This is a genomic window from Micromonospora sp. KC207 (assembly GCF_004348615.1).
Taxonomy (GTDB): Bacteria; Actinomycetota; Actinomycetes; order Mycobacteriales; family Micromonosporaceae; genus Micromonospora.
Genome location: NZ_SMKJ01000034.1, coordinates 23,059 through 34,627, shown reverse-complemented (window position 1 = coordinate 34,627; position 11,569 = coordinate 23,059). Strand labels below are relative to the sequence as shown.

The 11,569-nt window shown below is 74.5% G+C and carries 10 protein-coding genes; 4 read left to right on the top strand and 6 right to left on the bottom strand.

Features of this window, described 5'->3' with window-relative positions; genetic code table 11:
• From E1258_RS06975 to E1258_RS06950, 6 genes are all read right to left on the bottom strand, one after another.
• The coding region (locus E1258_RS06975) for a hypothetical protein (RefSeq protein ID WP_132397898.1) at positions 1–258 on the bottom strand (258 nt) is incomplete at its 3' end.
• Positions 259–319: 61 nt separating this feature from the next.
• Positions 320–1,738: a PLP-dependent aminotransferase family protein gene (locus tag E1258_RS06970; RefSeq protein ID WP_371688578.1), complete on the bottom strand. Its 1,419-nt coding sequence runs from the start codon at positions 1,736–1,738 to the stop codon at positions 320–322.
• On the bottom strand, positions 1,687–2,820 hold the full coding sequence (locus tag E1258_RS06965) for an alpha-hydroxy acid oxidase (RefSeq protein WP_132397896.1): 1,134 nt from the start codon (positions 2,818–2,820) through the stop codon (positions 1,687–1,689). Before E1258_RS06965 ends, E1258_RS06970 begins: the two co-directional genes overlap by 52 nt.
• Positions 2,813–3,784 (bottom strand): alpha/beta hydrolase, encoded by a 972-nt coding sequence (locus tag E1258_RS06960; protein WP_132397894.1) that lies wholly within the window; start codon positions 3,782–3,784, stop codon positions 2,813–2,815. Before E1258_RS06960 ends, E1258_RS06965 begins: the two co-directional genes overlap by 8 nt.
• A gap of 11 nt (positions 3,785–3,795) precedes the next feature.
• On the bottom strand, positions 3,796–5,028 hold the full coding sequence (locus tag E1258_RS06955) for a cytochrome P450 (RefSeq protein ID WP_132397910.1): 1,233 nt from the start codon (positions 5,026–5,028) through the stop codon (positions 3,796–3,798).
• Positions 5,029–5,078: 50 nt separating this feature from the next.
• Positions 5,079–6,350, bottom strand: coding sequence for an SGNH/GDSL hydrolase family protein (locus E1258_RS06950; RefSeq protein ID WP_132397908.1), 1,272 nt, complete (start codon positions 6,348–6,350; stop codon positions 5,079–5,081).
• A gap of 379 nt (positions 6,351–6,729) precedes the next feature.
• Here E1258_RS06950 and E1258_RS06945 point away from each other — a divergent pair, with 379 nt between their 5' ends.
• From E1258_RS06945 to E1258_RS06930, 4 genes are all read left to right on the top strand, one after another.
• The gene (locus E1258_RS06945; protein WP_132397892.1) at positions 6,730–8,370 is read left to right on the top strand and encodes an AMP-binding protein; all 1,641 of its coding nucleotides are present in this window, start codon (positions 6,730–6,732) and stop codon (positions 8,368–8,370) included.
• 41 nt (positions 8,371–8,411) lie between these two features.
• On the top strand, positions 8,412–9,641 hold the full coding sequence (locus tag E1258_RS06940; protein ID WP_132397906.1) for an MFS transporter: 1,230 nt from the start codon (positions 8,412–8,414) through the stop codon (positions 9,639–9,641).
• Between the two features lie 212 nt (positions 9,642–9,853).
• A complete protein-coding gene (locus E1258_RS06935) occupies positions 9,854–10,816 on the top strand; it encodes an exo-alpha-sialidase (RefSeq protein WP_132397890.1) in 963 nt (320 codons plus the stop codon).
• A gap of 39 nt (positions 10,817–10,855) precedes the next feature.
• Positions 10,856–11,566, top strand: coding sequence for an SGNH/GDSL hydrolase family protein (locus E1258_RS06930; protein WP_132397888.1), 711 nt, complete (start codon positions 10,856–10,858; stop codon positions 11,564–11,566).
• Positions 11,567–11,569 lie beyond the last annotated feature (3 nt).

The following is an 11,569-nucleotide window of genomic DNA, read 5'->3' as shown; positions in this document are numbered from 1 at the left end:
GGGCACGGGGCGCTTGAGGTGGTAGCGGTGGACCTCGGTGCTGCCCTGGACGTTGTTCACGTCCTCGGCGGCGGAGACCAGCTCCCAGCCCTCCCGGCCGGCCCGGTTGAGGTGCGCGATCGCGGTGTCGCCGTACGCGGTGATGTCGGCGCGCGACCCGTCTGGGCCATACCAGACGAACGAGACGTGGAAATTGCGCCCCTGCCCCTGGTAGCGGCGAACCAACAGTGCGTACTCCCATGCGACCATGCCGTCCATTATGGCCGGTCCGGCCGGGCCTCGGACGCACGGGGGGTGGCGGAACGACGACAGTACGAGGTCAGCCCCGGGCCGCAGGAACGGGCAGCCGGGCCAGCTCGTCGGTGATCAACATGGCGAGCCGGTCGAGGCCGGCGTCGATCTGTTCGGGCGTCACCGCGCTGATCGACAGCCGCAACGCGGCCACCGGCGCGGTGTCGTCGTAGAAGTGCGCCATCGGCGTCCACAGCACGCCGTACTCCTGCGCCGAGCGGCGCAGCAGCCCGTCGTCGACGGGGAACGGGACGCTCACCACGGCGAAGAACCCGCCCACCGGGACGTTCCACCGCACCGCCGACGGGGCCGGGAACCGCCGCGCCAGGCCGTCGACCAGGTGGCGCAGGTTGCGGGCGTACGCGGCCCGCTCGCGGGTGTTCGCGGCTACGAGGCTGCACCCGTGGGCGAGCAGGGCCCCGCCGACGACTGCCTGGGCGATCGCCGAGGTGTTCACCGTGACCATGCTCTTGATCCTGGCGAGCTGGTCGGCGAGCGGCCCGACGGTCCCGTCCGCGTCGCGGACCCGCTGGTCGGCCACCACGTAGCCGACCCGCGCCCCGGGCAGCACGGTCTTGGCGAACGAGCCGAGGTAGACCACCCGCCGCCCGGTGTCGAGGGCCTTGAGCGTGGGCACCCGCTGCGCCCCGTCGGCGTGGAACAGCCCGTACGGGTTGTCCTCGATCAGCAGCAGGTCCTCGGAGGCGGCGAGGTCCAGCAGCCGACGCCGGTCCGCCAGGTCGATGCTTGCCCCGGACGGGTTGGCGAAGTCCGGCATCACGTAGCAGGCGCGCGGGCGCAGCCCTTCGGCGCGGGTTCGCCGGAGCTGCTCGCGCAGGTCCGCCAGGTCGATCCCGGTCGGGCCGGCGGCCACCGGGCGCACCGGCAGGTCCACCAGCCGGGCCGCGCCGGTCAGCCCGACGTACGTGGGGGCGACCGCGAGCAGCACGTCGGAGGGGCCGGCGCGCAGCGCCCGCAGCACCAGCAGCATCGCCTCCTGACAGCCGACGGTCACCACGATCGACTCCGGGTCGACGGTGATCCGCTCGTCGACGGCGAGGTTGCGGGCGACCAGGCCGTGGATGATCCCCTTGGTGCGGCCGTACTGGAACAGGGCGCGGTGCACCTGCGCCGGGCCGTACCCGAGGTCGTCGACCAGGTGGGCGCGGAAGGTCTCCAGGTGCCGGTGCAGGTCCGCGACGTCGAAGAACTCCTCGTACGGCCGGCCGGCGGCCAGCGACACCGCCTCGGGGTAGCGCTGGGACACCTCGTTGAGGAAGTTCATCGAGTTCAGCGCGGGGTCGCCGACCGCCGGGTGCAGGTCGGCGACGTCGAGGTCGGACTCGACGCGCACGTCGTCCGGGGCCACGTCCACCGGTCGTCCACCGTCCACGTTCAGCCTCCCGTGATCGTACGCAGGTCGCCGGCCTCCGCCGGGTCGGCGCACCCGGCGAGGGTGAGGGCGTCGCGCAGCTCGGCCGCGAGCAGCGCGAACGCCGCGTCGGCGCCGCAGCGCCCGCCGACGGCCAGCGCCCACAGCAGCGGCCGGCCCACCAGCACCCCCGACGCGCCGAGCGCGAGGGCGCGCAGCACGTCGACGCCGCCGCTGATGCCGCCGTCGACCAGCACCTCGCACCGGTCACCGACGGCGGTGCGCACCTGCGGCAGCATGGTGAGCCCGGCCGGGGCGGCGTCGAACTGCCGCCCGCCGTGGTTGGACACGACCACCGCGTCCGCGCCCGCGTCGACGGCCAGAACCGCGTCGCGGGGGTCGAGGACGCCCTTGACCACCAGCGGCAGATCGGTGCACCCGCGCAGCCAGGCGACGTCTGGCCAGGTCAGGGCGGAGGCGAACGCGGCGCTGGTGTGCCGGGCGACGGCCGAGGCACCGGGCGTGCCGGCGTGGGCCAGGTCGCCGCGGCTGCCGGGCAGGTTCGCGGCGGCGACCTCCGGCGGCAGGGCGAAGCCGTTACGCACGTCGCGCAGCCGGGGCCCGAGGATCGGCACGTCGACGGTGAGCATGAGGGCCGTGCAGCCGGCCCGGTGCGCCCGCTCCACCAGTTCGCGCACCATCCCCCGGTCCCGCAGCCAGTAGAGCTGGAACCAGACCGACCCGCCGGCCGCCGCCGCGATCTGTTCGATGGTGGCGCTGCTCAGGGTGCTCGCCACGTACGGCACCCCGGCCGCGCCGGCCGCCGCCGCAAGCGCCAGCTCGCCGTCGGGGTGCACGAGCCGCTGGTACGCCATCGGCGCGACCGCCGCCGGCAGGGCCTGCGTCCGGCCGAGCAGCGGGGCGTCGGTGCGGGGCCGGTCGACGCCGCGCAGCATCCGGGGCAGCACGGCGACCCCGTCCAGGGCGGCCCGGTTCGCGGCGAGGGCGCTCTCGGCGCCGCTGCCGCCGGCCACGAAGTCGTACACCTCGGGCGGCAGCACGTCGCGGGCCAGCGCGGCGAAGTCGGCGAGGCTCGCCGCGAACGGCACCGCACCGGCGGGCTCGGCGGCGAGCGCGGCCGGGGCCAGGTCAGCCATGGACGGCGCCCGAGTCGGCCGGCACCGCCGGGGCGGCACCGAGCCGGTCGCGCAGGAACGCGGCGGCCCGGTCCTGGGCGTGCCGCCCGGCGTCGAACGCGCCCGGCATGGCGAAGAACCCGTGGATCATCCCGGCGTAGCGGGCCAGCTCGACCGGCACCCCCGCGGCGCGCAGCCGGTCGGCGTAGCGCTCCCCCTCCTCGCGCAGCGGGTCGTACTCGGCGGTGATCACCAGGGCCGGCGGCAGGCCGGTCAGGTCCCCGGCGAGCAGCGGTGACGCGAGCGGGTTCGCCGCGTCGGCCGGATCGGGCAGGTAGTGACCCCGGTACCAGGCCACCGAGTGCCGATTGAACAGCAGCGGGTCCTGCTCCCCGGCGGGCTCGGCGCGCTCCCGCTGGTCGGTGTTGGGGTAGACCAGGAGCTGGGCGGCCAGCGCCGCCCCGCCGCTGTCGCGGGCGAGCAGGGTGACGGCGGCGGCGAGGTTGCCGCCGGCGCTGTCACCGCCGACGGCCAACCGGGCCGGATCGGCCCCGAACTGCTCGGCGTGCGCGGCCAGCCAACGCACGGCGGCGTGGCAGTCGTGCACCGCCGCCGGGAAGGGGTGCTCGGGGGCGAGCCGGTAGCCGACGGTGACGACCTGGCATCCCGTGGCGTTGGCCAGCCGGCGGCAGATACCGTCGGCGGTGTCGACGCTGCCGAGGGTCCAGCCGCCGCCGAAAAAGTAGACCAGGGTCGGCAGCGGTCCGGCACCGGCCGGCCGGTGCACGCGTACCGGCAGGTCACCGGCGGGGCCGGGAACGACCGTGTCGCGTACCTCGTGCACCGGTTCGACGTCGCCGCCGCCGGCCCGGATCGCCGCCAGGTCGGCGGCGCGCGCCTCGGCGAGGGTCTGGGTGTACAGCGCCGGGACGCCGGCCGCCGCGCGCGCGGCCCGGTACGCGATCACCTGCGGGTCCAGGGTCATCGTGGGTCTCCTCATCCAGCGGTGGTGACGAACAGCTTGTCGATGCCGCGCAGGAACAGGCTGCCGCTGTACACCGGCGGTTGGGTGATCCGCAGCCCGGGGAAGCGGGCGAACAGCCGGGGCAGGGCGAGCTGGCCCTCCAGCCGGGACACCGCCGAGCCGAGGCAGAAGTGCAGGCCGACACCGAAGGCCAGCGACGGCGGACCGGCGCGGCGCGGGTCGAACCGGTCGGGGTCAAAGAAGCGGGCCGGGTCCCGGTTGGCGGCGGCGATCAGCAGCATCACGTTCTCGCCCTCGGCGACCTGCACCTCGTGCAGGACGGTGTCGCGGGGGGCCCGGGCCAGGAAGTGCACGGGGCTCTGCATCCGCAGCACCTCGTCGACGCAGCCCCGGGTCAGCTCGTCGTCGCCGGGCAGGGCGGCGGTCACGTCGGGGTGGTCGAGCAGCAGCGGCAGCCCGTTGCTGAACATGTAGACGGTGGTCACGAAGCTGGCGTTGAACAGGACGATCAGGTTGCTGATCAGCTCCTGCTCGGTGAGGTCCACGTCACCGGAGTCGAGCGCCTCGACCAGGCCGCTGATCAGGTCCGCGCCGGGGGCGCGGCGGCGGTCGGCGACCAGCTTTCGGTAGTAGCCGCGCAGCTCGGCGGCGGCGGTGTCGGCCTTGGCCAGCCGCTCCGGGGTCGCCCCGGCCACGTCGAGAAAGTCGTCGATCCGGTCGACCCGCTCGCGGTACCAGGCCAGGTCGGCCTCGGGCAGGCCGATGAACTCGGCCATCACCAGCGCCGGGATCGGGTAGGCGAAGTCGGCCACGAAGTCGACCTCCGCTCCCCCGGCGCCCGCCTCGGCCATCCGGTCCAGCAGCGTGTCGGTGACCCGGGTGATAACCGGTTCCAGGGCACCCAGCCGGCGCGGGGTGAACGTCTTCGCGAACACCGCCCGCATCCGGGTGTAGTCCGGCGGGTTGATGAACATCATCGACGACTCGAAGGTGCGCAGGATCTCGTGCTGCTCCCAGCCCGGCGGGGACTGCTTGAGCCACTCCGGGTCGCGCAGCACCTGGTCGACGACGTCGTACCCGCCGGCGACGGCGCTGACCGTGCTGTGCTCGGGGCGGTCCGGGATCTCGCGGATCGGGCCCAGCTCGTGCAGGGCGGCGTAGAAGGGGTACGGGTTCTGCCGGCCCTGGTCGCTGTACAGGCCAAAGAGCAGCTCTCGGACGTCATGGTGGTGCTTCCTCCCCAGGAAGTTGGTGACGGGGCGGCGGGAGGATCGCCCCCGCCGCCCCGCCGGTGTCACAGACCGAGCAGGCGCAGCGGCACCGCGTCGGCCATCGCCTGGTTGCCCAGGTCGTTCGGGTGGATGTGGTTACCCGAGTCGTACGCCGGCAGCAGCCGGCTCGGCTGGGCCGGGTCGCGCAGCACCTCGTCGAAGTCGAGCACCCCGTCGAACTCGCTGCTGCTCCGCAGGTACGCGTTGACCGCCTGGCGGGTGGCCTCCTTCTCCGGCGTCCACACCCCCGGGTTGCCGTGCCCCTCGTACGGGGTGAGCGTGGCCACCAGGCTGGTCAGGCCCCGGGCCTTGACCTGCTGGTTGACCTGCCGCAGCGAGGCGATGATCTTCTCGGCGGAGTCGTCCGACATCCAGATGTCGTTGATGCCCAGGTGGGTCACGACGGTCCGCACGCCGGTCTGCGGGAAGACGTCCTCGCCCAGCCGGGCCAGGGCGTTCGGGCCCAGCTCGTAGTAGCCGGGGAAGCCGCCCGCGCCGGGCTCGGTGCCCTCGTGGTTGAGCCGGTTGCCGGCCAGGCTGAGGTTGAGCACGCCCGGGGTACGCACCTCGGGGCGGGCGTCGATCAGCCGGTCGGCGAGCAGGTCGGGCCAGCGCCTGTTGGTGTTGACCGTGCTGCCGTTGCCGTCGGCGATGGAGTCGCCGAGGACGACCACCGAGCCGGGGCTGAGCTTGCGCTGCACGTCCACGCCGGACAGGAACATCCAGCAGCAGTCGGGGCGGATGGTGAACCCGGTCCCGGCGGCGGCACCGGTGAGGTCGGTGGCGCCGATGAACGTGGTCTGCCGGGACTGGCCGTGGAAGGTCACCGGCCCGGTCAGCTCGGGGAAGTACAGCGTGACGACCAGGTCCTCCTGGTCACCGACCGCAAGGTCGACCGGGTCGCTGAGCAGCTCGCCGCCCTTGTTCATGGTGACCGACGCGGAGCCGTTGAAGGTCAGCTCCCGTACGGTCGGGGCGGTCACGTCGGACAGGTCCGTCGGGGTGGACGTGTCCGGCCGGGCGATGGTGGCCCGGCCGACCTTGACGGCCTGTTCGCCGTACAGGTTGCTCAGTCGCACCCGCAGCCGGGGACCACCCACGGTGGTGTGCACGATCATCCGGATGCTCTGGTTGTTGAGGCCGGTGTTGGTCAGACCGGTCGTGTTGCCCCGGGTCACCGCGGCGGCCCAGCTACCCGCCCACACACCGGCGCCGCGACGCTCGGCGGTGTCCGGGCCCGCCGTGGCCACCACGGCCGGCGCTCCCACGACCAGCGCCGTGGCCGCCGCGGCGATCACCTGCCATCTCTTCGGGGCCGTTACCAAGCGCCATTTCTTCGGAGTCGACATTGAACCTCCATGTTGGCAGCCCAGGGTCGTCCACTGACGACAGCCGCCTGGACGATGGTCCAGAAACCTAGCCGCGCCCCTGACAGGCGTCAATCAACCTGATCGACAAGATCAAATGACGTCGGGCCGCGCCCGTGCACCGATCGGCCCGGTGCCCGGTGGGGCCGCGCGGCCTACGCTCGAAGCTGGCGGAGGTGCGGTCGCCGACGTATGCCGCCGACGCCGCGTCCTGGCCGTGAGCTGCCCGGACGCCGCTCGCGCAGGTCGTGGCGGGCACCCCGCCGGGCCGCCGCCGACCGCCGCCGGAAGCTGATGGGGGCTGGCGATGACTGACGGGTCCGACCGACCGACCACCTACGTGCACGAGGCGCTGGAACTGTTCGCCGGCTTCGGCGGCCGGGAGGCCCTGGTGGGTGGCGGACGCCGACTGACCTACCTGGACGTGGCCGCGCGGGTGCGCGGGATGGCCGGCGCGCTGGCGCACGGCGGGGTCCGGCCGGGCGCCGCCGTGCTGGTGATGCTCGGCAACGCTATGGAGGGGCCGCTGCTCCAGCTCGCCCTGCACCTGCTTGGCTGCCGGACGATGTGGGTCGCCCCGGTCACCTCCCGCCGCGAGGTCGACGACTTCGTCCGGCTGTCCCGGCCGGAGGCGTTCGTCTACGACGCCCGCGACGGCGACGGGCTCGGTGGGCGGATCGCCGCCGGCCTGGACGGCGTGCCGGTGTTCTGCCTCGGCCCGGGCGGCGCGGGTCCGGACCTCGCCGCCCGCGCGGGGAACGCGGGCCCGGACCTCGGCGCCCGCGCGGGGGACGCGGGCCCGGACCTCGCCGTGGCCGATTGCGGCGCGGCGGCCGGCCTGCCGGTCGACGTGCCGGAGCCGGAGTCGTTCCTACAGACCAGCGGCACCACCGGCACCCCGAAGCTAGTGCACCACCGGGAGAGCTTCTACCGCCAGGTGCTCGCCCTCGCCGAGGGTTTCCGTACCGGCGGCATCCCGCTGCTGCGGCACCTGTCCCACTCGCCGATGTGGCTGGCCAGCGGGCAGATCACCACCCTGGTCAACCTGTTCAGCGGCGGCGTGCTGTTCCTGCGTGAGCGGTGGGACCCGGCGGCGTTCATCGCCACCGTCGCCCGGGAACGGATCAACTCGACGTTCGTCACCCCGCCGATGCTCTACGAGGTGCTCGACCACCCCGACCTATCCGGCGCGGACTTCTCCAGCATGTTCATGTTCAACGTGGGCGCCGGGCCCGCCGCGCCCGCCCGGCTGCGCCAGGCGATCGCCCGCTTCGGCCCGGTCCTGCGCATCGTGTACGGGCTCAGCGAGGCCGTCGTGATCACCGCCCAGCCGGGGCTGACCGAGGACCCGGAGCACCCGGAGCGGCTGCGCTCCTGCGGGAGGCCGTACGGGGACGTGGCCGTGCAGATCCGCGACACCGACGGAACGGTGCTACCGGCCGGCGTCGACGGCGAGGTGTGGGTCCACACCCGCCTCAGCTTCGCCGGCTACCATGGCCAGCCCGAGCTGACCGCCGAGACCCTCGTCGACGGCTGGGTACGCACCCGCGACATCGGCCACCTCGACGACGACGGGTACCTGTACCTCGTCGACCGGCTCGCCGACCGGATCCTCACCCGGCAGCGGAGCTGGCCGATCTACTCCCGGCCCATCGAGGACGTGCTCGCCGGCCACCCGCAGGTGCGCGCCGCCGCCGTGATCGGGGTGCCCGACGAGGTGGCCGGTGAGCTGCCGTACGCGTACGTGGTGCCGGCGCCGGGGGCGACGGTGACGGCGGCGGAGCTGATCGACCTGGTCACCGCCGAGCTGAGCGAGACCTGGGCCCCTGGCGGGGTCGAATTCGTCGACGCGCTGCCGCTGAACCGGTCGGCCAAGGTCGACAAGCTGGCGCTGCGCGCCCGGTATGCCGCCGGCCGCCCCGCCGGCCCGGTCGGCAGCCCGGTGTGACGGCCGAGGCCGTTCCCGAGGCCACGGCGAAGGAGGCCGCGGTGGAGAAGGGGCGGGCCGCCGCGCGGCGGGAGCTGACCACCCTCGTCGCCGCCGACCTGATCTCCAACCTGGGCAGCCGCATCTCGGTCATCGCCATCCCGTGGCTGGTGCTGACCACCACGGGCAGCCCGGCGAAGATGGGCATCGTCGCGGCGGCCGAGTTCCTGCCGTACATGCTGTCCAGCTCCCTGGCCACGCCCTGGGCCGACCGGTTCGGGGTGCGGCGTACCTCCATCGTGGTGGACGCGGCGAGCGCGGCGGCCATGGCGGTGGTGGCGTTGACCCCGTGGCTCGGCTTCGGGGCGCTGGTCGCCCTGGTCGCGGTCGCCGGCGGGCTGCGCGGCATCGGCGACCGGGTCAAGCACGTCATGTTCCGGCCTGCGGCGCAGCGCGCCGGGGTGGAGTTGATCCGGCTCACCTCCGCCTACGACGGGCTGGCCCGGGGCGTCACCCTGTTCGGGGCGGTCATCGGCGGCCTGCTCATCGACTGGGTCGGGGTGACCCGGGCCATCTGGATCGACGCGGGCAGCTTCGCGCTCTGCGCGCTGCTGGTCGGGGTGCTGGTCCGCCCGCCGGCCGCCGACGCGCGGGCCGCGCCCCGGGAGGGCTACTTCCGGGCCCTGCGCACCGGCTTCGCCTACCTGCGCACCGACCGGGTGCTGCTGGCCATGCTGCTCGTGGTCTCCGCGCTGAACATGATGGCCGCCGCGAACACGGCCGTGTGGATCCCGGTCTGGGTACGCGACGTGCTCGGCGACCCGGCCGGCTTCGGCCTGGTGCTGGGGGTGTTCGGCGCGGGGGCGCTGCTGGGCAACCTGGTCTTCACCATGGTCGGCCCCCGGCTGCCCCGCACCCTCGTCTTCGCCGTCGGCGCGGCGCTCAGCGGCGCGCCCCGGCTGCTGACGATGGCCCTCACCGACCACCTGGTGGTGGTGCTGGCGGTCACGTTCCTGTCCGGCATCGGCATCGCCGCGGTCAACCCACTGCTCGGTGCGACGCTGTACGAACGGGTGCCGGACGCGTTGCAGACCCGGGTGCTCGGCATCGCCGGCTCGTTGGCGTTCGTCGGCCTGCCGGTCGGCGCGCTGCTGGGCGGCTGGTCGGTCGCCGCGCTGGGCCTCAAGCCGGCGCTGCTGGTGATGGCGGTGCTGTGCGCGGTGCTGACCGTGGGGCCGCTGCTCGCCGGGCCGCTGCGGGCGGGCCGGCGGCTGGCCCCGCCCGCGCCGTAGACCCCGCCCGCGCCGGCGGGGCCGTCCGCCGGGTCGACGACATGGCGGTATCCGGGCGAGCCGATACCGCCATATGGCCGACATGCCTTCCTCGCGTGTTCGCCCGACGTTCGCTCGCGGGCCCGCGTCGCGTCGGGCGGTGCGCCTAGCGTGGCCGGTCGTGGCCGCCCCGACTGCCTATCCGGGCGCGGCCGGACCCGCGAGGAGAGCACATGCCGTCATCGACCGACAGCCCGCTGGTCACCGCCCGGCTCGGCACCGTGCGCCGGATCGGCGACACCGCCGGGCACAGCGCCTTCACCGACCTGGTCCGGCACCGGGGCCGGTGGCTGTGTGCGTTCCGGGAGGGGGCCGGGCACCTCTCCGACGACGGCGCGATCCGGGTGCTCGCCTCCACCGACGGCCGGGACTGGGCACCGCTCGCCCGGCTGGAACGGCCGGCGACCGACCTGCGCGACCCCCGGTTCGTGGCCCGGCCGGACGGCCGGCTGCAACTGCTCGCCGCCGCGGTCACCGGTGACCCGACCGGGCCCGGGGCGGGCCCGGCCAAGTCGTTTCGCACGCTGACCTGGCTGTCGGCCGACGGGCAGCGCTGGGGCGAGCCGACGCCCGTCGGCGAGCGCGACATCTGGGTGTGGCAGGCGGCCTGGCACGCCGGAGCCATGTACGGCATCGGGTACGCCACCCGGGAGCCCCGGTTCGTCCGGCTCTACCGCAGCGGCGACGGGCTCGACCTGCAACCGACCGTCGACACCCTCTTCCTCGACGGCTACCCGAACGAGTCGGGGCTGGTCTTCGGCCCCGACGGCACCGCCACCTGCCTGCTGCGCCGGGACCGGGAGACGGCCACCGCCCAGCTCGGGCGGGCCCGCCCGCCGTACCGGCACTGGACGTGGACCGACCTCGGGGTGCAGGTGGGCGGGCCGGCCCTGCTCGGGCTGCCCGACGGCCGGCTGGTCGCCGGGGTACGCCTGCTCGACGGCGGCCCGCGCACGGCGGTCTGCGCCGTCGACCCGCACCGGGGCAACCTGACCGAGCTGGTCACGCTCCCCTCCGGCGGCGACTGCGGCTACCCGGGACTGGACTGGCACGACGGGGTGCTGCGGGTCAGCTACTACTCCTCGCACGAGGAGCGGACCTGCGTGTACCTGGCCGAGGTGACGCTCGACCGGTAGGGGTGTCGACGCCCCGGGCGGATCGGCTAGCGTGCCGGGATGCCGTCGAGCCTCACCGAAGCAATTGACCCGTACTGCCTGCGCGCGGGCGAGAGCGCGCGGCTGCTCGCCGGGCACCCGTGGCGACGGTTCGTGGTGCTCGGCGACAGCGTCGCCGAGGGGCTGTGCGAGCCGGTCGCCGGGTACCCGGACGTGCAGTGGGCCGACCGGATCGCCGCCGAGCTGGACGCGGCCCGCCCCGGGCTGGCGTACCTCAATCTGGGGTTGCGTGGGCTGCGGGCGCACGAGGTGCGCGCCACCCAGCTTGCCCCGGCGGTCGAGTTCGGCCCGGATCTGGCACTGGTGGTGTGCGGCGGCAACGACGCGTTCCGCCAGGGGTACGACGCCGACGCCGTCGACGCCGAGCTGGCTGCGATGATCAGCGGCCTGCGGCGGGCGGGGGCGGACGTGGTCACGGTGGGCATGTTCGACGTGTCGCACAGCCCGGCGGTGCCGCAGCGGCTGCGGGAGAGCCTGGGCGAGCGGATGCGCCGGTTGTCGGCGCACACCCGCGCCCTGGGCGAGCGGCTCGGCACCCTGCACGTGCACCTGACCGACCATCCGGCGGTTGCCGACCCGGGGCTGTACAGCGGCGACGGCCGGCACGGCAGCGCCCGCAGCGACGCCATCGCCGCCGCCGAGACGATCCGCCGCCTCGGCGCCCACCTCGCCGCGGTGCGTCGACCTGGGGAGGGCAGCCCCGGGCGCTGACCG

What these genes read in the sequence shown, in the direction of transcription:
- E1258_RS06935 (WP_132397890.1), top strand. Translation starts at nt 9,854, where the DNA reads ATGCCGTCATCGACCGACAGCCCGCTGGTCACCGCCCGGCTCGGCACC.
- E1258_RS06960 (WP_132397894.1), bottom strand. Translation starts at nt 3,784, where the DNA reads ATGACCCTGGACCCGCAGGTGATCGCGTACCGGGCCGCGCGCGCGGCG.
- E1258_RS06930 (WP_132397888.1), top strand. Translation starts at nt 10,856, where the DNA reads ATGCCGTCGAGCCTCACCGAAGCAATTGACCCGTACTGCCTGCGCGCG.
- E1258_RS06965 (WP_132397896.1), bottom strand. Translation starts at nt 2,820, where the DNA reads ATGGCTGACCTGGCCCCGGCCGCGCTCGCCGCCGAGCCCGCCGGTGCG.
- E1258_RS06945 (WP_132397892.1), top strand. Translation starts at nt 6,730, where the DNA reads ATGACTGACGGGTCCGACCGACCGACCACCTACGTGCACGAGGCGCTG.